Source organism: Bradyrhizobium sp. HKCCYLRH3099 (genome assembly GCF_051167855.1).
Taxonomy (GTDB): domain Bacteria; phylum Pseudomonadota; class Alphaproteobacteria; order Rhizobiales; family Xanthobacteraceae; genus Bradyrhizobium.
The window spans coordinates 26,014-50,333 of the sequence record NZ_JBNPTW010000019.1; the positions used below are offsets into that span (position 1 = coordinate 26,014).

21 protein-coding genes are annotated in these 24,320 nt (G+C 67.2%); 8 read left to right on the top strand and 13 right to left on the bottom strand.

Annotated features, from left to right (window positions below; all coding sequences use genetic code 11):
* Positions 1 to 44 precede the first annotated feature (44 nt).
* The 9 genes from ACQR1Y_RS28205 to ACQR1Y_RS28245 form a co-directional block, all read right to left on the bottom strand.
* Positions 45 to 860 carry an ABC transporter permease gene (locus ACQR1Y_RS28205; RefSeq protein ID WP_434861754.1) on the bottom strand — a complete coding sequence of 272 codons (816 nt, stop codon included), beginning with the start codon at positions 858 to 860 and terminating at the stop codon, positions 45 to 47.
* Positions 857 to 1,738 carry an ABC transporter permease gene (locus tag ACQR1Y_RS28210; protein ID WP_434879021.1) on the bottom strand — a complete coding sequence of 294 codons (882 nt, stop codon included), beginning with the start codon at positions 1,736 to 1,738 and terminating at the stop codon, positions 857 to 859. Before ACQR1Y_RS28210 ends, ACQR1Y_RS28205 begins: the two co-directional genes overlap by 4 nt.
* A gap of 4 nt (positions 1,739 to 1,742) precedes the next feature.
* On the bottom strand, positions 1,743 to 2,789 hold the full coding sequence (locus ACQR1Y_RS28215) for an ABC transporter substrate-binding protein (protein WP_434861752.1): 1,047 nt from the start codon (positions 2,787 to 2,789) through the stop codon (positions 1,743 to 1,745).
* Positions 2,790 to 2,813: 24 nt separating this feature from the next.
* Positions 2,814 to 3,899, bottom strand: a complete 1,086-nt coding sequence (locus ACQR1Y_RS28220) for an ABC transporter ATP-binding protein (RefSeq protein ID WP_434879020.1) — start codon at positions 3,897 to 3,899, stop codon at positions 2,814 to 2,816.
* A gap of 352 nt (positions 3,900 to 4,251) precedes the next feature.
* On the bottom strand, positions 4,252 to 5,001 hold the full coding sequence (locus tag ACQR1Y_RS28225) for an aspartate/glutamate racemase family protein (protein ID WP_434879019.1): 750 nt from the start codon (positions 4,999 to 5,001) through the stop codon (positions 4,252 to 4,254).
* 64 nt (positions 5,002 to 5,065) lie between these two features.
* Positions 5,066 to 5,518: a DUF3429 domain-containing protein gene (locus tag ACQR1Y_RS28230; protein ID WP_434879018.1), complete on the bottom strand. Its 453-nt coding sequence runs from the start codon at positions 5,516 to 5,518 to the stop codon at positions 5,066 to 5,068.
* Positions 5,508 to 5,702, bottom strand: a complete 195-nt coding sequence (locus ACQR1Y_RS28235) for a DUF2256 domain-containing protein (protein ID WP_434861748.1) — start codon at positions 5,700 to 5,702, stop codon at positions 5,508 to 5,510. Before ACQR1Y_RS28235 ends, ACQR1Y_RS28230 begins: the two co-directional genes overlap by 11 nt.
* Positions 5,703 to 5,708: 6 nt before the next feature.
* Complete coding sequence (locus ACQR1Y_RS28240) at positions 5,709 to 6,479, bottom strand: SDR family NAD(P)-dependent oxidoreductase (protein WP_434879017.1); 771 nt, start codon at positions 6,477 to 6,479, stop codon at positions 5,709 to 5,711.
* Positions 6,480 to 6,596: 117 nt separating this feature from the next.
* Positions 6,597 to 8,072 (bottom strand): amidase, encoded by a 1,476-nt coding sequence (locus ACQR1Y_RS28245; protein WP_434879016.1) that lies wholly within the window; start codon positions 8,070 to 8,072, stop codon positions 6,597 to 6,599.
* A 268-nt stretch (positions 8,073 to 8,340) separates the two neighbouring features.
* On the opposite strand from ACQR1Y_RS28245, the gene ACQR1Y_RS28250 reads away from it, so the two are divergent.
* The 6 genes from ACQR1Y_RS28250 (at position 8,341) to ACQR1Y_RS28275 (ending at position 16,562) form a co-directional block, all read left to right on the top strand.
* On the top strand, positions 8,341 to 9,954 hold the full coding sequence (locus ACQR1Y_RS28250; RefSeq protein ID WP_434879015.1) for a hypothetical protein: 1,614 nt from the start codon (positions 8,341 to 8,343) through the stop codon (positions 9,952 to 9,954).
* 65 nt (positions 9,955 to 10,019) lie between these two features.
* Positions 10,020 to 10,598, top strand: coding sequence for a LysE family transporter (locus tag ACQR1Y_RS28255; protein ID WP_434879014.1), 579 nt, complete (start codon positions 10,020 to 10,022; stop codon positions 10,596 to 10,598).
* Positions 10,599 to 10,693: 95 nt separating this feature from the next.
* Positions 10,694 to 11,050: a hypothetical protein gene (locus ACQR1Y_RS28260; RefSeq protein ID WP_434879013.1), complete on the top strand. Its 357-nt coding sequence runs from the start codon at positions 10,694 to 10,696 to the stop codon at positions 11,048 to 11,050.
* Between the two features lie 58 nt (positions 11,051 to 11,108).
* Positions 11,109 to 12,377, top strand: coding sequence for a divalent metal ion exporter subunit IhpA (gene ihpA, locus ACQR1Y_RS28265; RefSeq protein ID WP_434879012.1), 1,269 nt, complete (start codon positions 11,109 to 11,111; stop codon positions 12,375 to 12,377).
* The gene (gene ihpB / locus ACQR1Y_RS28270; protein ID WP_434879011.1) at positions 12,374 to 13,354 is read left to right on the top strand and encodes a divalent metal ion exporter adaptor subunit IhpB; all 981 of its coding nucleotides are present in this window, start codon (positions 12,374 to 12,376) and stop codon (positions 13,352 to 13,354) included. The genes ihpA and ihpB overlap by 4 nt, the downstream gene beginning before the upstream one ends.
* The gene (locus ACQR1Y_RS28275; protein ID WP_434879010.1) at positions 13,347 to 16,562 is read left to right on the top strand and encodes an efflux RND transporter permease subunit; all 3,216 of its coding nucleotides are present in this window, start codon (positions 13,347 to 13,349) and stop codon (positions 16,560 to 16,562) included. The genes ihpB and ACQR1Y_RS28275 overlap by 8 nt, the downstream gene beginning before the upstream one ends.
* Positions 16,563 to 16,931: 369 nt before the next feature.
* Here ACQR1Y_RS28275 and ACQR1Y_RS28280 read toward each other — a convergent pair whose 3' ends face one another.
* From ACQR1Y_RS28280 to ACQR1Y_RS28290, 3 genes are read right to left on the bottom strand one after another with little or no spacing between them, the layout of a single operon-like run.
* Positions 16,932 to 17,678 carry an SDR family oxidoreductase gene (locus tag ACQR1Y_RS28280; protein WP_434879009.1) on the bottom strand — a complete coding sequence of 249 codons (747 nt, stop codon included), beginning with the start codon at positions 17,676 to 17,678 and terminating at the stop codon, positions 16,932 to 16,934.
* Between the two features lie 3 nt (positions 17,679 to 17,681).
* Complete coding sequence (locus ACQR1Y_RS28285; protein WP_434879008.1) at positions 17,682 to 19,016, bottom strand: FAD-binding protein; 1,335 nt, start codon at positions 19,014 to 19,016, stop codon at positions 17,682 to 17,684.
* Between the two features lie 9 nt (positions 19,017 to 19,025).
* Positions 19,026 to 20,453 (bottom strand): UbiA family prenyltransferase, encoded by a 1,428-nt coding sequence (locus tag ACQR1Y_RS28290; RefSeq protein ID WP_434879007.1) that lies wholly within the window; start codon positions 20,451 to 20,453, stop codon positions 19,026 to 19,028.
* A 147-nt stretch (positions 20,454 to 20,600) separates the two neighbouring features.
* Between ACQR1Y_RS28290 and ACQR1Y_RS28295 the strand changes: the two genes are divergently transcribed.
* A complete protein-coding gene (locus ACQR1Y_RS28295) occupies positions 20,601 to 22,190 on the top strand; it encodes a hypothetical protein (RefSeq protein ID WP_434879006.1) in 1,590 nt (529 codons plus the stop codon).
* A gap of 6 nt (positions 22,191 to 22,196) precedes the next feature.
* On the opposite strand, the gene ACQR1Y_RS28300 is transcribed toward ACQR1Y_RS28295, so the two are convergent.
* Entirely contained in the window at positions 22,197 to 22,829 is a 633-nt protein-coding gene (locus ACQR1Y_RS28300) for a helix-turn-helix domain-containing protein (RefSeq protein ID WP_434879005.1), read from the bottom strand.
* A 155-nt stretch (positions 22,830 to 22,984) separates the two neighbouring features.
* Here ACQR1Y_RS28300 and ACQR1Y_RS28305 point away from each other — a divergent pair, with 155 nt between their 5' ends.
* The gene (locus tag ACQR1Y_RS28305; protein WP_434879004.1) at positions 22,985 to 24,229 is read left to right on the top strand and encodes a dienelactone hydrolase family protein; all 1,245 of its coding nucleotides are present in this window, start codon (positions 22,985 to 22,987) and stop codon (positions 24,227 to 24,229) included.
* Positions 24,230 to 24,320 lie beyond the last annotated feature (91 nt).

Below are 24,320 nucleotides of genomic sequence, written 5' to 3' on the forward strand. Positions count from 1 at the left end.
TATGGAGACGGGCACTAGCCGGCACTGATGAGAGCCAAGCAGCCTTAGCCCGTCAGCCGCTTTGACAGCCCCGTCGTCCGCTCCATGATCGCCATCAGCGCCACCGTGGCGATGATCAGGACGCTCGACAGCGCGGCGATGGTGACGTCGAGCTTGCCTTCGAGGTCCTGCCACATCCGGATCGGCAGCATGTCGGTGGCGGCGTCGCGCAGGAACAGCGACACCGGGACGTTGTCGAACGACGACATGAAGGCGATGAACGCGCCAGAGATGATGCCGGGGCGGATCAGCGGCAGCACGATGCGGCGGAAGGTGTAGAGCCGGGAGGCGCCGAGAATGGCTGAGCTCTCCAGCAAGGTCGGTTCGAGCTGCGCCAGCGCGGCCACGGTGTTGCGCACGACATAGGGCACGCACACGATGGTGTGACCGATCACCAGTGTGAGCAGCGACACCGGCAGGCCGATCAGCGAGAAGAACATCAGCGCCGCTAATCCAAAGGCGAGGGCGGGCAGCACCAGCGGCGACATGAACAGCGAGTCCAGGAGCTTCGCCGTCAAAGTTTTCGAGCGAGAGATCGCCAGCGCTGCGGCGACGCCGAGCACGATCGACAGCCCGGTCGACCACAGCGCGACGACGACGCTGTTGCGCGCGGCGAATTGCAGCTGCCAGGCATTCCACAATTCGACGTACCAGCGCGTCGAATAGCCCGGCGGCGGGAATTTCAGCGAGAAGCCTGAGGTGAACGAGACGATGACCACGACCAGCGACGGCGAGACGATCAGGATCAGCGCGAGCACCGCGATCACCGTCATCACGATCTGGAAGCTCAGCGCCTCCCAGTTGCGTTGCCGCCCGCTCATCGCGCATCTCCGTAGCCGCGGGCGCGCCGGCCGAGTGTTGAGAACAGCGCGACGATGGCGAGCACGGCGAACAGGAAGATGATCGAGATCGCCGCTGCGAACGGCCAGTTCTGCAAGGTCGAAGCCTGCTGATACAGATACATCGGCATGAACAGCATCTGCCCGCCGCCGACCAGCGACTGCGTGATGAAGGCGGTGATCGCCGCGGCGTAAGTCAGCGTGCAGCCGGCAGTGATGCCGGGCATCGACAGCGGCAGCATCACCTTGACGAAGGTGCGCCAGCTGCCGGCGCCGAGCGAGGCCGAGGCGTCGGAGAGGTTGGGATCGATGCGGCTGATGGCGGTGATCAAGGGCAGCACCATCAGCGGCATCTGCACCTGCGCCAGCGCCGCCACCAGTCCGCCTTGGGTATAGATCATGCGCAGCGGCGTGCCGATCAGGCCGAGCGATTGCAGCACGGAGTTGATGATGCCCTGCCGCCCGAGGATCACGATCCAGGCGAAGGTGCGGACGACGACGCTTGTGAGCAACGGCAGCAGCACGATCATGATGATCAGGGTCTGCACCCGGCTGCCGGAGCGCTGGTACAGCCAGGCGATGGGATAGCCGAGCACGAGACAGGCGAGCGTCACCTCGGCGCCGAGCAGAAGCGTCGAGCCGAGTACGGCGAGGCTGAAAGGGTCGGTCAGGAACTTGATGTACTGGCCGAGCCCCCACACCGTCGCCGCGGTGTCGTTGTGGAGCGAGAGATAGAGCAGCTGCGCCAGCGGAGCCACGAAGAAGATCGCGAACACCAGGCCTAAGGGCAGTGCAAGCCCCAGGCTGAAGCTGGTCACGTCTCCAGGCGCCGTACTCCGTGCTGTCGTGGCGCTCTTCATCGCGTCAGATCTTGATGTCGCGGTTGAACTTCTCGATCCAGGAGGCGCGCTGCTCGTTGATCTTCTTCCAGTCCTGGAACACGAACTTCTTCTTCAGCTCCGCGGTGTCCTTGGCCAGCACCTTGGCGATCTCGCCGGACATCGCGACCTTGGTGTTGGTCGGCACGATCAGGTAGGGCGGGTTCATCAGGGTCGTCTGCACCTCCGGCGACAGCGCCGCCTCGATCAGCTTGAAGGCGAGCTCCTTGTTCGGCGAGTTCTTGACGATATGGATCGTGGTCTTGAAGGCGATGGCGCCTTCCTTCGGCGCCACGAACTCGACCGGCACGCCGCGCGCTTTCAGGATCTGGATGGCATTGAAATTCCCGGGCGAGATGTCGATCTGGCCCTGCTGGAACAGGGTTGCCAGCGCGCCGGGGTTGGCGGCGACGGCGGCGAGGTTCGGCTTGAGTTCTTCCAGCGCCTTGAAGCCCTCATCGACATTGGCTTCCGAGCCGCCGCGCATGCGCGCGATCTCGACCAGCCAGCCGGTGCCGAGCGTGGAGTTGAGATTGGTGATGCCGACCTTGCCCTTGAACTCCGGCTTCCAGAGATCGGCCCATGACGTCGGCGGCGTCTTCACCGTCTCCGGATTGTAGGTGAGGCCGACGACCTGGAAGAATGGCGCCGGACCCATCGCGTCCTGCGCTTCCGGAATCAGGTCCTTGAAATAGGCGCTCTTGTCGGCCGGGTAGGGCTCGACGAGATCCTGGCCGATCGCGACCAGCGCCGGACCGGGATCGTGCAGCATGACGTCGATCGGCGGATTGGCTTTCGCGGCATTGACCTTGGCGATCTGGTCGACCGACAGCATCGGGTCGAGCACGATGGGCGCATCGCCATTGGCCTTGCGGAAGGCGGGCACCAGCACCGCCTTGTGCGCCTCCTCCCAGCTGCCGGTAAAGGTCGCAAACACCAGCGGCCGCGCCTGCGCGAGGCTAAGGCCCGGAAAGGCGTGCATGGCCCCCAGCGTCAAGGCGCTGGTGAGGAGCCGGCGGCGATCAAGCATCATGTTTCACTCCGATATGTTGGTTGTCTATTGCGGGAACACGGTCGCGAGCCCCGGCGCGAGCGGCGCGACGCGCACTGGCGTGCCTGCTTCGCGCAGCGGGGTGCCGCCGGTGCGGGCCTGCGAGATCTTGATGCTCGATCCGTCCTTGGCCTTGATCTCGTGAACCACGGTGGCGCCGAGCGGCAGCGCCATGCCGATCTCGCCGGCAAAGCCGGAGTCGTCGCTGACGAAGGCGAGGTGCTCGGGACGCAGGCAGACAGTGACCTTGTCTGAGGCACGAACCGGATTTGGCGCACGCGCGATGATCTCGCCGCCCGCCTCCAGGGCGACTTTGACATTGCCCGCGTCGGTCGCGATCACGGTGCCCCTCATCTTGTTCGCGGTGCCGACAAAGGTATTCACGAACAGCGTCTGCGGCTGGTCGTAAATCTCGCTGGGCGTGCCGAACTGCTCCAGATGACCATGGCTGAGGACGGCGACACGATCGGCCATCGACAGCGCCTCCTCCTGGTCGTGCGTCACGATCAAGGTCGTGGTTCCGGCCATGCGCTGCAGCCGCTTGACCTCGATCTGCATGTCCAGCCGCAGATTCTTGTCGAGCGCGGCGAACGGCTCGTCGAGCAGCAGGATCGACGGCTTGATCGCGAGCGCGCGCGCCAGCGCGACGCGCTGCTGCTGGCCGCCGGACAATTGCCGCGGCAGCCGTTCGCCGAACGGCCCAAGCTGCACCATGTCGAGCAGCCGCTGCGCTTCCTTGATGCGCGTCGCCTTGTCGACGCCGCGCGCAGCGAGGCCGTAGCCGACATTCTCGGAGATCGAGAGATGCGGGAACAGCGCGTAGTTCTGGAACACGATGCCGACAGCGCGTCGGTTCGGCGGCAGCGCATCGACCACGTCATTGCCGATGATCACGCGCCCTTCGCTCTGGCCGATGAAGCCGGCGATGATGCGCAGCAGAGTGGTCTTGCCGCAGCCGGACGGGCCGAGCAGGGCGATGATCTCGCCGCCTTTCACATCGAGATTGATGTCGGAGACGGCCATCGTGCCGCTGGCGAAGCGGTGCGTGATCCGATCGAGAACGAGCGACTTGGCTTCCGATACGCTGGCCATTGGGCTTCCTGCTCAACTGAGTTGAAAAAGCAAGAAGCGTGCCGCCTTTTGAGGCAGCGAGTGCCATTTGTGTACAAGCGAGCGGGTGGGCGGTATGGAAGTGTGTGGCGAGGTCCGACGCTCGATCTAAGTGCACGCAGTCAGCTCATGCCCGCCTCTCTCCGTGTCATTCCGGGGCGCCCGAGGGGCGAGCCCGGAATCCATACCCACAGGCAGTTGTTGGAGAGCGAGATGCTCGTGGGTACATCTCGTATCGTCACAGACAGTCGTGGTTATGGATTCCGGGCTCGCGCTGACGCGCGCCCCGGAATGACGGTGTGGAGAGAGACGGGACTCTTCGTCATTCGCCGAACTACAAATCGCGATGCTCCAGCCGGGCAGCCAGCGCCTCCGGTAATCCCGTCGTCGGCTTCGCCGCCGGCCGCCGGAACGTCCCGGCCGTCGCCTTGCGCATCTTCAGCGCCAGCAGCGCCTCGGCCTGCTTCACCGCCGCGATCACCTGATCGACCACCGGCACGGGGATGCGATGCGCAACGCGGGCCGCAAGCCCCGACAGCGGCGCGCCGGCGAAGATCAGCACGTCGGCGTCGTTCTCCTCGACCGCGCGCAGCGCCAGCTCGACCAGCAGCTCTTCCTTCTCGTGCTGCACGTCCGAAATCTGCTTGAAGCTGCCATCGAGCATGCGGATGCCCGCGCAGCGCTCCATCAGCCCGTGCATGCGCACGCACTCCTCGTACCAGGGCCCGAGCGCCTGCGCGAAGGTGACGATGGCGAAGCGTCGCCCGGCCATGCACGCCGTCAGCATCGCCGCTTCCGCAAGTCCGATCACCGGCACGTCGAACAGTTCGCGCGCCGCGAACAGGCCGGGATCGCCGAACGCGGCGATGATCGCGGCATCGAACGTGCCGTTGCGTTCTGCCAGCATTTCCAGCGCCACCGCACCGCCGATCTGCGCCTCGGCGCGGGTGGCGATATAGGGCACGCCGCGCGGCGCGGTGCAGGGGATCAAGCTGGTGCCGGGCGCCGCGGCGTCGCGGCCGACCTGCAGCATGAGGTCGGTGATGTCGGAGCGGATGTTGGGATTGAGCAGCAGGATGTTCATGGCGCCTCGCGAAAGTTACGCGAGCTTGCCAGGGGAAACGCCGCATTGTCCAGGACGGCGGCTGTTAGCGCGCCGTCTTGACCAGGATGGTGATGAGCGAGGCGAGCAGCGATAACGTCGCGCCAGCCGTCAACACCCGCCGCAGCTTCAGCAGCCAGGCCTGCGACGCATCAGCGCTGAAGCTGAACTCATCGAATACCAGCGCTGCCAACAGCGAAGCCGTGAGCAGCACCAGGGCCGGCAGTGGCGGCAGCAGCAGTGCGACCCAGCCGAGCAATGACGGCGTCACGCCCCAGGCCATGCGCGGCCAGTTCGCCAGCGCCGGCGTCTGCACGGCTGCGCCCCAATGCAGCGCGCCCAGGAAGCTCACGATGACCGCGCCGTAGCCGATCTGCGCGCGCAGGGCCGAAGCGCGGATCGTCTCATCGCCGGTGATGACGATGATGGCGAGGCCGACGAACGGGATCAGTCCGGCCAGGCCGAGGCTTCGCATTGGTGCCGGAATGTCAGACAGCATGCGAGCGTCCCCTGGTCGCGGTCGATGCAGCGGCAGCCACTCGACCACGATCCGACCGGCAGCGATCCGAGCAGTACTTCACCTCGTCCCAGTCGCGAGTCCATTTGCGCCGCCACGCGAAGGGGCGGCCGCAGCAGGCGCAGATCTTGGTCGGAAGGTCGGCCTTGCGCCGCATCTTAGGCATGACGCATCACCACGGCACCGGCATGCCGCGCCAATCGTGGAAGCTGCCTGAGTCCTTTGCCGCGAGCCGGTCGATCACGCCGAGCAGATGCCGCGCGGCCTCGGCCGGGGCGAGGCCGGCGGCCGGGGCGAACGGCGCCGAGAGCCGCGTCGCCACGGTGCCGGGATGCAGCGCGATGCAGACGGCCTCGGGCGCGCGGCGCGCCAGCTCAATGGACGCGCAATGCACCAGCTGGTTCAGCGCCGCCTTGGACGCGCGATAGCCGTACCAGCCACCGAGCCGGTTGTCGCCGATCGAGCCGACCCGCGCCGACAGCGCCGCGAGCGTCGCCTTGCCGCTGCGCGGCAGGCAAGGCAGCAGATGCTTCATCAGCAGCGCCGGACCGATGGCATTGATGGCGAAGGCGCGGGCGAGGCGCTGGGCATCGAGCTCGCGCCAGCTCTTCTCCGGCAGCACGTCGCCGTCGTGCAGCATGCCCGTCGCAATGATCACGAGCCGGAGTTCGCCGGCGGCCGCGAGCGCTTCGGCTGCGCGTGCGACGCTCGCCTCGTCGGTCAGGTCGAAACGGGGATCGCCGGCCCGGCTGAAGCCGAGCACGCTGTTGAAATGACCGCTCTCGGTCAGGGCCGCGCTGAGGGCTCCGCCGATGCCGCCGCTCGCGCCGAATACCGCGGCGACGCCGCCGCGCGGAAACGAGTCCAGCCGGACCGTGTGCCGGCGCGCCTCGGTCTCCGCAGCGCCGTCACGTGTCGCGGTCGCGATCAACTGATCGGTCACGTCCATCCTCGCCGGTCACGTGCGGCGCCGAGCCTTGGCCTCAGCGCCGCTCACCGTCACCAACGTTTCACCGGCGATGTCGGATCATCGCCGGGCCGGAAACATGGGGGCGCGCCATCACCCCTTGGTGACGTGCACCGCCGGCGTCGCGCCGGCGTTCCACTGGCCGCCGATCGCGCGTTCGATCTGGGCCGCCAGTTGCAGCAGCAGGCCGTCATCGGCCTGCTTGCCGATCGCCTGGATGCCGAGCGGCAGGCCGTGCTCATTGGTCGCGAGCGGCAGCGAGATCGCCGGAATGCCGCAGAGATTGGCGAGCGGCGTGAAGGCGAAGTTGCGCCAGAGATTCTCGAACCAGTCGAGCACGGACGGATTGTCGCTGATTGTGAGATATTCCGTGGTGCCGATCTTCGGCGTCGGCAGCGCCGTGATCGGGGTCAGGATGATGTCCCAATCCTCGAAGAACGCGCCGAAGGCGCGCGAGGTGGTGTTGAACACCGCCTGCATCGCCGCGCGCTCGGCGAAGCTGGTGCCCTTGCCGGCTTCCCAGATCCGGATGTTGATCGGCTCGATCAGCTCGGCCGGCGGCCGGTCGAGCTTGCGCGATGCGAGCAGGTTGTTGATGACGATCGCGAAGTTCGAGATGTAGCAGGTGGTCTGCGCCGCGAAAGCCGCGCGATAGTCGACATCCGGCAGCGCATAGGCGACGTGATGGCCAAGGCCTTCGAGAAACTTGCCGACGCGCTCGAGCTCGGCCGCGATGTGCGGCGTGGCGCGGTAGTCGCCCCATTGGTGCGACAGCGCGATCTTGAGCTTGCCGGGATCGCGCTTGATCAGCTCGGTGTACGGCTCCGGCGTCGTCCAATACGGCATGAACTCGCCCGGCGCGCCGCCGCGGCAATGATCGACGAAGGCGGCGGTGTCGCGCACGCTGCGCGACTGGCAGCCCTGGATCGAGACGAGGCCGGTGAGATCCGACAGATGCGGCGCGATCGAGAACACGCCGCGCGAGACCTTCAGACCGATATTGCCGTTGACGCCAGCGGGAATACGGATCGAGCCGCCGCCATCGGTGGCATGCGCGATCGGTACCACGCCGGCGGCAACCATCGCCGCGCTGCCGGCTGAGGAGCCGCATGTCGTGTAGTCGGTATTCCAGGGATTGCGGGTGACGTAGACGGCGGGGTTTTCTGCCGAACTGCAGACGCCGAATTCCGGCGTCGTGGTGCGGCCCATCAGATTGAGGCCGGCCTTGCGCATCTTCGCGGTGAGATGCGTGTCGGCGGTCGGGCGGTTGCCGCGCATGAACAGCGAGCCCTGCTCCTGCAGCCGGCCGGCCATGGTCGGCCCGAGATCCTTCATCAGGAACGGCAGGCCCGCGAACGGACCGTCAGCATTGGCGCCGGCCTTGATCGGATCGTCGACCGCGTCGGCGAACACCTCGACCACGCCCGACAGCGCCGGATCGACCTTGGCGATGCCTTCCGCGGCCTGCTTCGCCAGTTCGGCCGGCGTCAGCTCGCCCTTCCGCACACGCTCCGCCAGCGCCACGCCATCATGCCGGGTCCACTCGTCCCAGCTCATCGCCAAAGTCATTCTGATCCGATCCTTCGCGCCGCGATCATCGGCCCTCAAGGGCCTGATCCGTCGCAGTTGATTGTTCCCGGCGGCGCGAACCTTAGTGGGCGGGGGTCCCAAGTCAATCAAACGCACTGCATGCCGCCAATACGGGATGCTCATGCGGCATCGCCTACCGCTGGCGCGTCGAGGAGTTAACGAATGATGTACGGACGCGCAGTGCCGGAAAGCGGGACTTAAGCTTTCGCAGCTAATGAGGCATGCGACGACGAGCTTCGGATTCTTCATGACCATCGATACCTTCGCAACGGCGGACGCGCGCACCGGATCGGGCTCACGCCCGTGGCCGGCCTTGTCGCATCGCACTGTCGTGGCGTTGTCGGTCTGGGGCGTGCTGTTCGCCGCCGAGCTCATCGTCAGCCTCTATCTTGCCGGCGGCCGGCTCGTGTTCACGCTGGACGACGGCTACATCCATCTCGCGGTTGCCGATCAGATCCTGGCCGGCGGCTACGGCGTCAATGCGGGCGAGGTCTCCTCGCCGAGCTCGTCCATCATCTGGCCCTATCTGATCGCGCTCACCGAGGCGCTGCATCTCGGCCCCTGGGGACCGCTGCTGATCGGCGCCGCCGCAGCCGCCGCCACCCTCGTCACGATCGTCCGCCTGCTGGAGAGCTCCGGCCTGTTCGACGGCGAGCGCGCCTGGTTCACGAACGTGATCGCGCTGCTGATGATCTTCATCGTCAGCGCGGTGGCACTGCCGATGACCGGACTGGAGCACAGCCTGCATGTCTGGGCGACGGTGACGACGTTCGCCGGGCTCGTCGAGGCCGCGCGCGGACGTTCACCGTCCCGGCTGCAGATCGCCGCGCTGGTGCTGCTTCCGCTGATCCGGTTCGAGGGCGCGGCCCTGGCGTGCGCGGCGCTCGCCGGCCTCGTGCTGCTGCGGCAGCGCCGGGCCGCAGCGCTCGCCGCAGGTCTGATCGCGGTGGCGCTGCTCGCTTACGGCGCGCGGATGCACGCGCTCGGCCTGCCGCTGCTGCCGAGCTCGGTGCTCTTGAAAGCGCGCATCGCCGAGGCGGCCTATGAGCACACCAGCGCGCTGGGCGCCATCGTCGACAATCTGATCCTCAGCCTGATCAATCCCTACGGCCAGCGGCTGCTGCTGCTTGCCATGGCCGTGGCGGTCAACGCGTGGTGGCTGCGCTCCGACCGGCGCGCGCTGGTCGTGGCCGGCGCGGTGCTTGCCGCCATCGGCGGCCACGTCGCGTTCGGGCAGTATGACTGGTTTCATCGCTACGAGGTTTATGTCATTGCGCTCGGTGCCGTGACCTGGCTTTGGCTGATCGCGCAGCTGAAACCGCAGCTCGACGCTCGTGTCGCGCATGCGCTGAAGGTGCCGCTCCTGTTGCTATTGGGCTACGCGTCCTGGCCCTATGCGTCCGCCGCCTGGGTGTCGCCGATGGCCTCGCGCAACATCTCACAGCAGCAATATCAGATGGGCCGCTTCGTCCACGAGTTCTATCCTCATCCCGTCGCCGTCAACGATCTCGGCCTCGTCGCCTACCGCAATCCGAACTACGTGCTCGACCTCTGGGGGCTCGGCTCCGAGCCGGTGCGCAAGGCCAAGCTCGCCGGCCGTTATGGTCCCGACGAGATGGCCGCGCTTGCGGCCGAACGCGGCGTCGGCCTGGTCATGATTTATGATCGCTGGTTCACCAGGGGCGTGCCGGCGAGCTGGACGAAAGTCGCGGTGCTGCACAGCCCGTTCGTCACCGTGGCCGTCGGCGACGTCTCGTTCTACCGCACGCCCGCGGCTGACGCGGCCGAGGTGAACCGGGCGCTGGCGGCCTTCGCGCCGACGCTGCCGCCGGATGTGAGCCTCGAGATCCTCGCGCCCTGAACACCGAGCTGGGCAGGATTGACCCTGGTCAAGGCGGGGACGTGGCCCGCGTGGTCAGTCGGCGCATGGAATTGCTGACCTTCGCTCTCGCCGCTGCTGCGCTGCTCGCGACACCCGGCCCGACCAACACCCTGCTCGCCACGTCAGGCGCGAGCCGCGGCGCGCGCGGCTCCGTTCACCTGCTGCTGGCGGAGATCGCCGGCTATCTGCTCGCGATCCTGGTCCTGCGCGGCCTGCTCGGTCCCGTTCTCGCCCTTCACCCGCTCGTGGGCGATGCCCTGCGCGTCGTGGTCGTGCTCTATCTGCTGCACCTCGCCGCGGCGCTCTGGCGCCATGGCGGCGTGGCCGCCCGCCATGCCCCGCCGGTCACAGCCGGTCGCGTCTTCATCACCACGCTGTTCAATCCCAAGGCGATCATTTTCGCCTTCACGCTGCTGCCGGCGCAGGGCGATGCCGCAACCCTGCTGCCCTTCATCGTTGCGCTCGGCCTTTCGACGATGCTGATCGGGGCAGGCTGGATCCTGCTCGGCGCGACGCTCCGCCGCGGCCTGGGAGGTCTCTTGCCGGCTGCGGTCGGCTATCGCTGCAGCGCCGCCGCGCTGATGCTGCTCGCCTGCGTGATCCTCGCGCCGGCGATCGCCTAGCGCCAACCACGCGGTTCCGTTTGTTACATTGTTGCTGATCGACAACATCCCGGCTGCGTGCTATCCGCGCCCGATACAGGGGGTGATTTTTGCAGTTGGTCGGCCCGCGATATGTCACGACGCGCCCGCGCTTCTTGCGCCGGATCGCATCGCTGTGCGTGCTGCTGGCCTATCTCCTGGCGGGCGCGCTGCATGGCGCCTGCGACATCGACGTCGCGCATCCCTCCGCCGGCAAGCCGGAGATCGCATCGCTGCTCGACAAGGCCGGTCATTCCGATCAGCGCGGTATTGCCGATCACCATTGCCATGGCTGCTTCTCTGTCGCCATGCCGCAGCTCCAACTCGCGGCCGTTCCGGCCGATATCGTCGCGGCCACCGACTGGGCTAGTCCGCTGCTTCGCGCCGGCGTCCTCTCCGAGCGCGATTCTCCGCCGCCAAGACACCTGATCTGACGCCGCGTGCCGGACGGCTGACGCCGTCCATCCTTGCTCGTCCAGACAGGTTGCTTTGATGCCATTCCCCGGGATGGTTGCGCGCGCGCTCTGCGCCGCGACCCTGCTCGCCGTCTCAGCGCAGGCGACAGCCGCGCAGACGCTGACCTTGCGCGAGGCGTTGTCGCGCGCGCTTGCCGCCAATCCACGGCTGTCTGCGGCCGATCGCGACATCGGCATCGCCTCCGGCCAGCGGCTGCAGGCGGGTGCGTTGATCAATCCCGAACTGTCCTACGAGCAGGACAATTCGCTTGGCTCGGGCTCATATCGCGGCACGCGCTCGGCCGAGACGACCTTGCAGATCAGCCAGGCGTTCGAGTGGTTCGGCAAGCGCGATGCGCGTATCGCCGCAGGCCAGGCGGGTGTCCGCGTCGCCGAGATCCAGCGCCAGGCGGTGCGGCTCGAAGTGCTGTCCGAGACGGCGATCGCCTTCGTCACCGTGCTCGCCACGCAGCGTCGCATCCAAATCCTCGACGATCAGGTCGCGGCGCTCGACCGCCTGACGCCGCTGCTGCGCCGTCGGGTCGAGGCCGGCGCGTCGTCACCGGCGGAGACCGGCCGCGCCGAAGTCGCCTCCGCGCTGGTGCGCGCCGACCGTGAGCGCGTCAAGGCGACATTGGCGAGCGCGCGCCGCGAACTCGCCGTGCTCATCGGCGACAGCCTGGCCAAGCTCCCCACCGTCACCGGCCGGTTCGAGACGACCGGCCAGCCGCCTGCATTCCAGACCGTCGTCGCCGCGATCGATGCCAATCCGCAGCTGACGCGATGGACGGCCGTCTACGCGCAGCGCAATGCCGAGCTGCTGCTCGCCCGGCTCAAGCCCTATCCCGACGTCCGCGTCGGCGCCGGCTGGCGCCACTTCAACGACACGAAGGACGATGCGGTCAGGCTCAGCGTCAGCGTGCCGATCCCGGTGTTCGACCAGAACCAGGGCAACATCCTCTCGGCGCAGGAAAGCCTCGCCAAGACGGAGGCCGAGCGCAAGGCCAACCGCAATGCGCTGCTGGTGATCGCCGGCCGCGCCTATGACTCGCTGCAAGGCTCGCTGCGCGAGCTCGCCGTACTGCGTGAGATCGCGATCCCGAAGGCGCAGGAGGCGGCGGACGAGATCGCGCAGGGCTACAGCGCCGGGCGCTTCTCGCTGCTCGAAGTGCTGGACGCGCAAGGCAGCGTCGCCCAGGCCCGGCTGCGCGAGCAGGAGGCGCTGCAGAACATCCACGTCGCGGTGGCGACCATCGAGGGCCTGGTCGGCCGCCCCTTCACTCTGGTCCGGGAGTCTGCGCGATGAAGACGTCGACCGCCATATTGATCGCGATCCTCGCGGCCGCCAGCGGCGCCGGCGCTGCGCGCTTCCTGGGCGACGCATCGCCGCACACTGACGCGACGGTCGGCCATGCCGATCACGCGGAGAAGCCCAAGGACCATGTCGAACAGGACGAGCACGGCGCCGACCGCATCCGCATCAGCGACGTCAAGCTCGCCGCCGCCGGCGTCACGCTTGCCGAAGCGGGACCCGCGACGCTGTCGGATACCCTCTCGTTCAACGGCGTACTCCGCGCCAACCAGGAAGCGCTGGTGCAGGTGACGCCGCGCTTTCCCGGCATCGTCCGCGCGATCAGGAAGCGCATCGGCGACACCGTCGCCAAGGACGAACTGCTCGCCGCGATCGAAAGCAACCAGAGCCTGACCGCCTATGACCTGAAGGCGCCGATCGGAGGCACCATCATCGATCGCCAGATCTCGCTCGGCGAATACGCCTCCGAGCAGAAGCCGGCCTTCGTGGTCGCGGACCTCTCGACCATCTGGGTGGACCTCTCGATCTATCGCCAGGATCTGCGACGCGTCCGTCTCGACGACGAGGTGCTGATCGATCCCGATGACGGCCGCGGCGCCATCAAGGGCAACATCTCCTACATCGCCCCGGTCGGTGCCAGCGAGACCCAGACCGCGCTGGCGCGCGTCGTGCTGCCGAATGCCGATGGTCGCTTGCGCCCCGGCCTGTTCGTCGCCGCACGGCTGGTGCTCGCCAAGCGCAGCGTCGCGGTCGCGGTGCGCGCCAGTGCGATCCAGACCCTGGAGAACAAGACCGTCGTGTTCGTCCGCGAGGAGGGCGACAAGATCGAGGCGCGGCCCGTCGCGCTTGGCGAATCCGATCCCACCCATGTCGAGATCCGCGACGGCCTCTCCCCAGGCGAGCACTACGTCGCCGAGAACAGCTTCGTCGTGAAGGCCGAGATGGGCAAGGGGGAGGCCGAGCATGATTGACGCCATCCTCGCCTTTGCCGTGCGCCAGCGCTGGCTGGTGCTGCTCGTATCACTCGGCGCGGCCGGTTTCGGCGCCTGGAATTTCACCCGGCTGCCGATCGACGCCGTGCCCGATATCACCAACGTCCAGGTGCAGATCAACACCAAGGCGCCGGGCTATTCGCCGCTCGAGACCGAGCAGCGCATCACCTTCCCGGTCGAGACCGCGATGGGCGGCCTGCCGAAGCTCGACTACACCCGCTCGCTGTCACGCTACGGGCTGAGCCAGGTCACCGTCGTGTTCCAGGACGGCACCGACATCTACTTCGCCCGCCAGCTCGTCAACGAGCGCATTCAGCAGGTCAAGGATCAGCTGCCGCCCGGCGTCGAGGTGGCGATGGGGCCGCTATCGACCGGGCTCGGCGAGATCTTCATGTATGCGGTCGAGGCCAAACCAGGCGCCAAGAACGCGGATGGTGCCGACTACTCGCCGACCGATCTGCGCACCATCCAGGACTGGATCATCCGGCCGCAATTGCGCGGCGTCGCCGGCGTCATCGAGGTCAACACCATCGGCGGCTTCGAGCGCCAGTTCCACGTGCTGCCGGATCCCGGCCGGCTCATGGCTTACAAGATCAGTTTTCGCGACGTCATCGCGGCGCTGGCATCGAACAACGCCAATGTTGGCGCCGGCTACATCGAGCGCAATGGCGAGCAGTATCTGGTCCGCGCGCCCGGCCAGGTCGGCAGCGCCGCCGAGCTGAAGGACATCGTGATCGGCGCCCGCGGCGGCACGCCGGTGCGCATCGGCGACGTTGCCGAGGTGATGGAGGGCCGCGACCTGCGCACGGGCGCGGCGACGCTCAACGGCGAGGAGACCATCCTCGGCACCGCGATGCTGCTGATCGGCGAGAACAGCCGTAGCGTCGCGCGCCGCGTCGCCGCACGGCTCGATGAGATCGCGAGGTCGCTGCCCGAGGGCGTGATCACGCGCACGCTCTATGATCGCACTCATCTCGTCGAGGCGACGATCCGGACCGTCGAGACAAACCTGCTCGAAGGTGCCGCACTCGTCGTCGTCGTGCTGTTCCTGCTGCTCGGCAACATCCGCGCCGCGCTGGTCACCGCCTGCATCATCCCGCTGTCGATGGCGATGACCATCACCGGCATGGTGGAGAGCAGGGTCAGTGCCAATCTGATGAGCCTGGGCGCGATCGATTTCGGCATCATCGTCGACGGCGCCGTCATCATCGTCGAGAACTGTCTGCGGTTGCTCGCCCAGGCGCAGCACCGCAAGGGCGGCCTGCTCACGACCTCCGAGCGGCTGCAGACCATCGTCAGCGGCGCCCGCGAGGTGATCGGCCCGAGCCTGTTCGGCACGCTGATCATTGCGGTCGTCTATCTGCCCGTGCTCACGCTGACGGGCGTCGAAGGCAAGATGTTCACGCCGATGGCGCTGACGGTGCTGATGGCGCTCGGCGCTGCCGTGCTGTTCTCCGTCACCTTCGTGCCGGCCGCGGTCGCCATCTTCGTCACCGGCAAGGTGTCGGAGCAGGAGAACCTGGTGATGCGCGGCGCCCGGCGCGTCTATGCGCCGCTGCTGCGCGCCGTCATCGTCCATCGCGCCGCCGTCGCCATCGCAGCCGTGGTGATCGTCGCGGCCAGCGGCGTCGCGGCGACACGCATGGGCGGCGAGTTCATCCCGAGCCTCGACGAAGGCGACGTGGCGCTGGCGGCGCTGCGCATTCCCGGCACCAGCCTCACGCTGTCGGTCGATCTGCAGAAGGCGCTCGATGCGAGGCTGAAGCGAATCCCGGAGGTGAAGGACGTCTTCACCCGCATCGGCACCGCGGAGGTCGCCACCGATCCGATGGCGCCGTCGCAGGGCGACGGCTACGTCATGCTGAAGCCGCGCGCGGAGTGGCCCGATCCGGCCAAGGACAAGGCGACACTGGTGGCGGAGATCGAAGCCGCCGCGGACGAGATCCCCGGCAGCAACTACGAGATCTCGCAGCCGATCCAGCTGCGCTTCAACGAGCTGATCTCCGGCGTCCGCAGCGATGTCGGCGTGAAGATCTTCGGCGACGATCTCGACATCCTGCAGGGCGCGGCGCGCCAGGTCGAAGCCGTCATTCGCGATATCAATGGCGCGACCGACGTCAAGACCGAGCAGGTTGCGGGCCTGCCGATCCTGACCGTCAAGATCGACCGCCAGGCGCTGTCGCGCTACGGTCTCAGCGTCGCCGAGGTGCAGAACGTGGTCGAGATCGCCATCGGCGGCAAGGCCACCGGGCAATTGTTCGAGGGTGACCGCCGCTTCGACATCGTCGTTCGCCTGCCGGAACGCCTGCGCGGCAATCTCGATGCCATCAGAGCCATCCCAATTCCCTTGCCCGCAGGCGAGGACGCGGGGGCCGCGCCGCTGCGCACCGCCTTCAGCGCCGCGGCCCAGCCGCGCTATGTGCCGCTGTCCTCGGTGGCAAACGTGGCATCGGCGCCGGGCCCGAACCAGGTCAGCCGCGAGAACGGCAAGCGCCGCATCGTCGTCTCGGCCAACGTCCGCGCGCGCGATCTCGGCTCGTTCGTGACCGAGGCTCAGGCGGCCGTTGCCGAGAACGTGAAGCTGCCGCCGGGCTATTGGATCGGCTGGGGCGGCCAGTTCGAGCAGCTGGTGTCGGCGACCAAGCGGCTGACCATCGTCGTGCCGATCGCGCTCGCGCTGGTCCTGCTGCTGCTGTTCATGAGCATGGGTTCGCTGGCCGATGCCGCCCTGGTGTTCTCCGGCGTGCCGCTGGCGCTGACCGGCGGCATCGCCGCGCTGCTGTTGCGCGGACTGCCCTTGTCGATCTCCGCAGGCGTCGGTTTCATCGCGCTGTCCGGCGTCGCCGTGCTCAACGGCCTCGTCATCATCGCCTTCATCGAGCGGCTGCGCCAGGAGGGCCGCAGCGTGCTCGCGGCCGTGGAGGAGGGCGCGCTGGCGCGGCTGCGCCCGGTACTGATGACGGCCTTGGTCGCCTCGCTGGGCTTCGTCCCCATGGCGCTCGCTACCGGCGCCGGCGCCGAGGTGCAGCGCCCGCTCGCCACCGTCGTCATCGGCGGCATCATCTCGTCGACGGTCCTGACCTTGTTGGTGCTGCCGGCGTTGTATGTGCTGTTCAGAAGGGAGGAGCGGCAGGGACATCGCATAGGAGGCTATGGATCTGAGCCGGCGAGCGATGCTGCCGAATAGTCACTCCGTCATGCCCGGGCATCCACGTGGTTCTCAGCATGCCGGACGACGTGGATGGCCGGGACAAGCCCGGCCATGACGACGAGGAGAGAAACAAACACAAACTGCGATCGTCATCTGCGATTGCCATGGGAAAGGGGGATGACGTCGCCCTAGCTCTCAAATCATGCGCTCAGCGAATAGCCCAACTCACAGCAACGTTCCTCGATAGTGTCCGCTGTATGGGCCCCGGCGTTCGCCGGGACGACGGCGGAGTATGGAGGGCGAGCCTCGCGCCCCGCCCACGATGTCGTCCCGGCCTTGAGCCGGGACCCATACGCCGCGGCGGACATGAGGCGGACGGACAGGAGTCGCCTTCGGCCGCGAAGGCTAAAGCTTCAGCCGCTTGAACACCGCCTCCGGAATCAGCTTGATGATCGTCATCACCAGCCAGAACCTGCGTCCGACATAGATCACGTCGCGCGGGCTCTCCTCTGCGGCCGCGTAGATGTCGGCCGCGACGCGCGCCGGTGTCACCGTCAGCGGCGCCGGAAGCTTGAGATGCGCGGTCATTCGCGTGCGCACGAAGCCGGGCTTCACCGTGACGACGCGCACCTTGCCGGCGAGCGCCATGCGGTTGCGCAGGCCCGACAGGAATTGCGAGAAGCCGGCCTTGGCGGCGCCGTAGACGTAGTTCGAGCCGCGACCGCGATCGCCGGCCACCGAGCTGATGCCGACGATCGTGCCGGAGCCGCGCGCCGCGAAGGCATTGGCGAACAGGCCGAGCAGCAGCGCCGGCGCTTCGAAATTGGTGCGCATGATCATCGCGGCGTGCTCGGTCTCGCGTTCCGCGCGCGCCTGGTCGCCGAGTTCGCCGATCATCGAGACGACGGTGTCCGGCAGCGCCGGCAGATCGTCGACGAAACCCGTGAGCCGCGCGCTGTCAAGGACGTCGAGCGCATGCACAACAACATCATTGCCCGTGCGCGCCTTGATGTCGTCGGCATTGCGCTGAGCAGTGGATGTGTCGCGGGCGGCGAGCGCCACCTGCCAGCCGCGCTCCGCGTAGCGCAGCGCGGTGGCATGGCCGATATCGGAGCTGCCGCCGATCACGAGTACGGATTTCGCGTTGGTCATGACTCAGATTCCCAATCGGGCGGAGAGGTGAGAGACGAGCTTGTCGGTGGCGCCGATCTGGCGGCGGATGTCGCGCAGGCGATCGAGCCCGGCATAGCCGGCCATGAACGTTGCGCGCGACTGGCGCGCGTCCTTGGCGAGGTAGATGCGGCCGCCGGCTGCGCTGACGAGCGCATCGAGCTCATCGAGAAAGTCGAACAGCGAGTCCTGGATCGGAAAGTCCATCGCCAGCGTGTAGCCGCGCAGCGGGAATGACATCAGGCCGTGGCTGTCGCCGAGCTGCTTGAGCACGGCGAGCACCGAGGCGCTGCCGCGTCGCGCGACCCGGTCGAGGATCTCAGCGAGCACGCTGCGGGCGTTGTGCGCCGGGATCACGCATTGATGCTGCAGGAAGCCGCGGACGCCATAAATGCGATTCCAATGGCCGATCGCATCGAGCGGGAAGAAATAGGGATCCCAGTGCACCAGCCGTGGCGTCGCTGCATGCCTGGCGCCGTGCTTGAAGTACAGGGCATTGAAGGCGCGCACCGACAGCGGGTTGAGCGCGAAGCCCGGCGTGAAGGACGGCATCGACGGACCGGGGCGTCGTTGCGGCGGGAACGGATCGCGGGCCGGCGCGAAGCGATCCTTGTCGGCGAGACCGGCATGATCGGCGGCGTAGATCAGCGAGCGCCCGAGCGCGGCGCCGCGCGCCAGGCAGTCGATCCACGCCACCGAATAGGTGTGCGACGCCGTCGCCTCGAGCGCCGCCATGGCGGCCTCGAGATCATCAGCGACATGCGTCTCCTGCACCAGCCAGCCGGTCTCGATCGGCATCAGGGTCAGCGTCGCCTCGGTGATGATCCCGGTGAGACCCATGCCGCCGACCGTGGCGTGGAACAGCTCGGCGTTGAGGTGCCGCGAGCAGGTGACGCTCTCTCCGCTCGGCAACATTAGCCGGAGAGCGACGACATGGTCGCCGAAGCCGCCGTCGCGATGATGGTTCTTGCCGTGCACGTCGGCCGCGATGGCGCCGCCGACGCTGACGAATTTCGTGCCGGGCACGACCTTCAGAAAGAAGCCGCGCGGCACGAAGGTCGTGAGAACGTCGGCAATGGTCACGCCGGCTTCGACCGTCAGTTCGCCGCTGTCGGGATCGAACCGGCGCATCCGGCTCAGGCCGCCCGTTGAGAGCGTCGCGGCCATGCCGATCGCGGCATCGCCATAGGCGCGCCCCTGGCCGCGAGCGATCAGCCCGGTGCGGCTTGCGAGCAATGGCGGAATGGTGCCGGAGCGCAGCGGCGTGAGCTGCTCGCTCGGCAGCCGCGGATAATTGCCCCAGCCGGCGAGATCGCTCATGACCGCGTGTTACATCGCCGCCAGCATGATCGCGCCGATCGTGCCGAGCGCGAGCCAGCTGACGCGGTCCTTCAGCGCGAAGATCACGGGATCGTCGTCGATCAGCCCGCGCTGGGCGAACAGCATCACCCGCGCCATCCAATACATCAGCACCGGGCAACCGGCCCACATGATCTGTGGGTGGCTGTAGAGCGCGCGAACCGTATCGGAGGAGATGTAGAGCGTGAAGATCACGACGGCATTGAAGCCTGCGGCGGCCGCCAGCACGGCGATCATCGACAGATCGTTGGGCTGATAGTCGCGCGACATCGGCTTGTCGCCGCCGCTGCGGCGATCGAGTTCGACATAGCGTTTCACCAGCGCCAGCGCCATGAACATGAACAGCGAGAACGCGAACAGCCATTCCGACATCGCCACGCCGATCGCGACGGCGCCGGCGATGACGCGAAGCGTGTACAGCACGGCAAGCGTCACGACGTCGACCAGCGCGATGCGCTTCAGACGGAACGAATAGGCGGTCGTGAGCGCAAGATAGAAGACGAGCATGCCGAGAAACGGCAGGGAGATGGCTGTCGCGAGCGCCAGCGCGGTGACGAGCAGCAGCGCCATCGCGGCAATGGCCTGCGCCGGGGCGATGGCGCCGCTTGCGATCGGCCGGTTGCGCTTGGTCGCATGCGCGCGGTCGGCGGTGACGTCGACGAGATCGTTGAGGATGTAGGCCGCTGACGCGCCGAGCGAGAAGGCGACGGCTGCCAGGAGCGCGGTCGCGACCGGCCAGAATCCGAACTGATGCGCCGTCAGCAATGGCACCAGCACCAGCGCGTTCTTGGCCCATTGGTGCACGCGCAGCAGCTTCGCCCAGACGCGCCAGCCCGCGGGCTGCGTCGCCGCGACGGTCGATGCGTCCGCTGTGCGGCGCGGAAGCCGTGTCGCGCCGGCCGGCAACGCCTCGCTGTCATGGCCGAGATAGTCGAAGCCCTGGCTCCAGGATTGCAGCAGGCCGAGCACCTCCGGATCGAGCCGCACGCCGGTCTCGGAGGCCGACCACGCGGTGAACACGCCGAGGTGTTGCGCGATCGCGCTGACCAGCGCACCGTCATAGTGATCCGAGGCGAGATAGACCGGTCGTCCCTCGCCGAGAACCTGCAGCATCATGCCGACCGTGTCGGTGTTGTAGGCGAGGCGGGCAGGATCGAAATGCGCCGAGGTCGACAGGCGTCGCTTCAGCTCGGCAGGGCCGCGCAGCAGCGCGGCGGCGAGCGTGATGATGGCGGCGGGACGGTGCGCGATCTCGGACCAGACGGCCTCGCTCGACAGGCTTGTCTGCAGCAGCACATCGTCGACATCGACGACCAGCGGCCGGCCTGCGCGCGGGCGCGGTTCGCGTTGAGTGCCGGCGTGACCCGGATCGCTCGCGTCTGGGAAGGGAAGGGACATGTCTCACCGCTGCTGGCCGCGTGCATTGTGCAGCGCGCTTCCCTAAGATCGTGTGAACCGGTGCGGGGCGACCGCTGGTGGAAAGCCCGCGCCGAAAGCCGGTGCTAAGGAATTTGGGTCATGGATGCCGCAGCAGCAGCGTCATTCATGACATCGACCGCCCCTCCAGCTTCCAAATTCCTGAACGGCGCCGGCGTGCTGCTGGGCCTCGGCATTTTCGCGGCGTTTGCGTTCCGTTCGGTTAACGATCCCTTGTGGGCCGACGAGCTGCTGACGATGCATCTTTTGCAGGCCGACAGCCTGCGCAAGCTGTGGGCCGGCATAGCGCTCGGCATCGACGGCAACCCGCCGCTCTATCTCACCGGCGCGTGGCTGCTGGCGCGGCTGCTTCCTGGCTCCATCTCGGCCGTCGCTGTCCTGAAGCTGCTCAACCTCGCGCTGGTGGCGGCAGGTCTTGCCGCGCTGTGGCATCTCGGCAGGCGCGTGGCGTCGGCGGCCGCGTGCTGGGCCGGTCTGTTCGTTCTCCTCACCTTGAACGAGAACCTACTGTTCGCGGCGTTCGAGTTCCGGACCTATGCGACCTACTTCGCCGCGGCGGCGGTTGCCGCGCTGGCGCAGCAGGGCGCCATCGAGCGCGGCCGGCCGCGCGAGACAGGGCTGCTCGCACTGGCGTTCCTGGCCCTGACGTCGTCACACACCTTCGGCATCGCCTATGTCGGCTGCATCGCATTGGCCGGCTGGCTCAGTGCTCTCTGCGAGAAGGGCGTGCTGCGCCGGATCCTGATCGCGACTGCGCCTTCCGTGTTGGCGGTGCTCGCATGGCTCCCGGTCCTGCGCGAGCAGCTCAAGGTCGCGAGCCCCTATGGCTGGATGACACAGCCGGGCTGGTCCGAGCTCGCCGAGACGCTGTTCTCCTCGCAACTAATGTTGTGGATCTGTGTCGCCGCGTTGCTGTGGCTGCTGCTGACGAGCGTGGCCGACTGGAGCCAGCAGCCGCGATGGCGCGGCGAGATGATCTCCGGCGACGATCGGCAATCCACGCGCTACATGTTGCTCCTGGCGACCGGGTTCACCGCATTCGCCCTCGCAGCCTGGATCGTCTCGCTGATCGCATTCCCGATCTTCGTGCCGCGCTTCTTCATTCCGCAGCTGATCGCCACCTCCATCCTGATGACCGTATTTGCACAGGGGCTGCTCGCGGTCGCGGAGCGCCGTCGCGCGCTCGTCGTGGTCGGCGGGCTGATCATCTCGGCGCTGGTGCTGCGCAACGTTGCCGCTCACGTCGCGCATCCGGCTCACGGCGACCCCGTCTGTACGGATGCGGCCGGCACCCCCTTCGAAGCCGCCTATGTCACAGGCGAGTGGCCGGTCATCACCGACTCGCCGCATGTCTTCCTGCCGCGCGCCGCCTATGCCGCGCAACGCGAGGCCTATCGCTTTCCGCTGGATTGGGACGTGGTCACCAACTATCCGACGCGCTCGCGCGGCAACGCCGTCGACTATCACATTCTGCAGGCGCTACAGACCTGGCTGCCGATGCCGCAGGTCGTCACCACTGACGAGGTGGTGCGCGGCGGCCGACCGTTCCTCGTGATCGAGACGCCGGGCCGGGCCTGGTTCGCGCATCTGCGCGCGACCCGCGGCGTCCAGGCGGAGCAGGTTGCGCAAAGCGCGCAACGCGCTGGGAATGACGTGGTCTGCATCTTGTGGAAGGTGACGGACGTCAAGCCGCGCTAGCACGCCTCACGACTGGTGCCGCTTGGTGATCGCGACCCGCGTCGCCTGGCCGTAGAGCCCGGCCATCTGGTCGAGCTGCGCCGTGGTGGCTGCACAGCTGTCGATCCAGCCGGGCACGCCGTCGAACATCGGCGGCAAGGTCGCGGCGCGCAGCGCTGCATAATCCTCGGTGACCTCGCGTCCCCGCGCCGTCGCGCGATAGCGCGTCTCCTTGCGCGATGAGCGTCCCTCCGTCTCGATCAGGCCGGCACGCACCAGCTTGCGCGTCGCATATTGCAGGTTGGGCACGTCGACGCGGTTGAGCAATTGCCCGACTTCGGCGAGCCGCTTCGGCTCGTCGCCCATGCGCACGACGTTGAGCACGGCGACGTCGTCGCCGGTCAGCGGCACCTCGCAGACGGCGGCAAGGCACGACGCCTTCCAGCGATAATAGGACTGCGCGAGCCGCTCCAGCGCGAACTCGAAGTCCGACAGCCGCCGCTCGGCGTCGCTGCGGGCGAGGTGCCAGGAGGCTTTGCTGTCGCGACTGTCGCTTCTCTCAGCAACTCTGTCGGCCCGTGATCCAGCATTGCTGATCGCCGATTTTGCCTTGACCGTCACGACCTTGCGCTTGGCTGCGGCGTTCGTCGCCCGTTTCAAATTCCCATCTCCCGATGCCGCTCCGCACAACGCTTGTGCAGCGCATGCTCAATCTCTGCTGTTTACATCCGACATTTTTACATTAAAAATTCAATGAAGAAAACACATGAGGCCCGGCGTCACTGTGGACGCTGGCAGGACCGGGGAGCATGACGATGGCTGGCACGAACGCTGGACAGTGGATCGACATCGCCGCCGCCGATGGCGGCACGTTCAAGGGCTATCTGGCGGTGCCCGCGTCAGGCTCCGGTCCCGGCATCGTGCTCCTGCAGGAGATTTTCGGCGTCAACGCCTCGATGCGCGCCGTCGCCGATTACTACGCCGAGGAAGGCTATGTCGTGCTGGCGCCGGACCTGTTCTGGCGCTTCGAGCCGGGCATCGAGCTCGGCTATGGCGAGGCGGATTTCGGCAAGGCGTTCGGCTACTACCAGCGCTTCGACGTCAATCTCGCGATCAAGGACACGGCCGATGCGCTGAAGGTGCTGCGCGCGCGTCCCGAGTGCAAGGGCAAGGTCGGCGCACTCGGCTTCTGCCTCGGCGGCAAGCTGGCCTATCTCACGGCCGCCCGCACCGATGTCGATTGTGCCGTCTCCTATTATGGCGTCGGCATCGAGGCCGATATCGCCGAGGCCAAGAACATCAAGGGCCCGATCGTCTTCCACTTCGCCGAGCTCGACAAGTTCGCGCCCGCCGAGGCGCGCGAGGCGATCAAGGCCGGCTTTGCCGGCCGCGATGACGCCGAGTTCTATCTCTATCCCTGCTGCGATCACGCCTTCGCCGCGCCGGAGCGCACGAGCTTCGACAAGCCCGCGACCTTGATGGCGCATTCGCGCTCGATCGCGCTGTTCAGGAAAGTACTCGGCCCGCATTACGATCTGTCGTCGTTGTGGGATAAGCACACCGAGCTCGAATTCGCCACCCGCTCGGCGGAGGCGACGATGGGCACCATGGTCGCCGAGCCCTATGTCAACCATATCCCGACCATGACCGGCGGCGTCGGCTACAAGGACCTGCTGCGCTTCTACGCCAACCACTTCATTCCGAAGACGCCAAAGGACACCAAGCTGGTGCCGATCTCGCGCACCATCGGCGCCGACCGCGTCGTCGACGAGATGCTGTTCTGCTTCACCCACGACATCGAGATCGACTGGATGCTGCCCGGCATCCCGCCGACCGGCAAATATGTCGAGATCCCGCTGGTCGCGATCGTCCGCTTCCGCGGCGACAAGCTCTACAACGAGCACATCTACTGGGATCAGGCCTCGGTGCTGGTGCAGATCGGCCTGCTCGATCCGTCGAAGCTGCCGGTCGCGGGTGTCGAGACCGCCAAGAAGCTGGTCGATGAGTCTCTGCCCTCGAACACGCTGATGAAGCGCTGGGCCGAGAGCGCGCCGCACTGATCATCAAGTGAGGAATGGCGCCGGCAGGGGCGCCATTTCCTGATCTGCCTTTCGCTCACTCATCGTTCGCACATTTCGGAGTTGCATCACC

Coding starts and splice junctions, on each gene's coding strand:
- ACQR1Y_RS28205 (WP_434861754.1), bottom strand. CDS start 860: ATGAGCGGGCGGCAACGCAACTGGGAGGCGCTGAGCTTCCAGATCGTG.
- ACQR1Y_RS28210 (WP_434879021.1), bottom strand. CDS start 1,738: ATGAAGAGCGCCACGACAGCACGGAGTACGGCGCCTGGAGACGTGACC.
- ACQR1Y_RS28215 (WP_434861752.1), bottom strand. CDS start 2,789: ATGATGCTTGATCGCCGCCGGCTCCTCACCAGCGCCTTGACGCTGGGG.
- ACQR1Y_RS28220 (WP_434879020.1), bottom strand. CDS start 3,899: ATGGCCAGCGTATCGGAAGCCAAGTCGCTCGTTCTCGATCGGATCACG.
- ACQR1Y_RS28225 (WP_434879019.1), bottom strand. CDS start 5,001: ATGAACATCCTGCTGCTCAATCCCAACATCCGCTCCGACATCACCGAC.
- ACQR1Y_RS28230 (WP_434879018.1), bottom strand. CDS start 5,518: ATGCTGTCTGACATTCCGGCACCAATGCGAAGCCTCGGCCTGGCCGGA.
- ACQR1Y_RS28235 (WP_434861748.1), bottom strand. CDS start 5,702: ATGCCTAAGATGCGGCGCAAGGCCGACCTTCCGACCAAGATCTGCGCC.
- ACQR1Y_RS28245 (WP_434879016.1), bottom strand. CDS start 8,072: ATGACTTTGGCGATGAGCTGGGACGAGTGGACCCGGCATGATGGCGTG.
- ACQR1Y_RS28250 (WP_434879015.1), top strand. CDS start 8,341: ATGACCATCGATACCTTCGCAACGGCGGACGCGCGCACCGGATCGGGC.
- ACQR1Y_RS28255 (WP_434879014.1), top strand. CDS start 10,020: ATGGAATTGCTGACCTTCGCTCTCGCCGCTGCTGCGCTGCTCGCGACA.
- ihpA (WP_434879012.1), top strand. CDS start 11,109: ATGCCATTCCCCGGGATGGTTGCGCGCGCGCTCTGCGCCGCGACCCTG.
- ihpB (WP_434879011.1), top strand. CDS start 12,374: ATGAAGACGTCGACCGCCATATTGATCGCGATCCTCGCGGCCGCCAGC.
- ACQR1Y_RS28275 (WP_434879010.1), top strand. CDS start 13,347: ATGATTGACGCCATCCTCGCCTTTGCCGTGCGCCAGCGCTGGCTGGTG.
- ACQR1Y_RS28280 (WP_434879009.1), bottom strand. CDS start 17,678: ATGACCAACGCGAAATCCGTACTCGTGATCGGCGGCAGCTCCGATATC.
- ACQR1Y_RS28285 (WP_434879008.1), bottom strand. CDS start 19,016: ATGAGCGATCTCGCCGGCTGGGGCAATTATCCGCGGCTGCCGAGCGAG.
- ACQR1Y_RS28290 (WP_434879007.1), bottom strand. CDS start 20,453: ATGTCCCTTCCCTTCCCAGACGCGAGCGATCCGGGTCACGCCGGCACT.
- ACQR1Y_RS28295 (WP_434879006.1), top strand. CDS start 20,601: ATGACATCGACCGCCCCTCCAGCTTCCAAATTCCTGAACGGCGCCGGC.
- ACQR1Y_RS28305 (WP_434879004.1), top strand. CDS start 22,985: ATGGCTGGCACGAACGCTGGACAGTGGATCGACATCGCCGCCGCCGAT.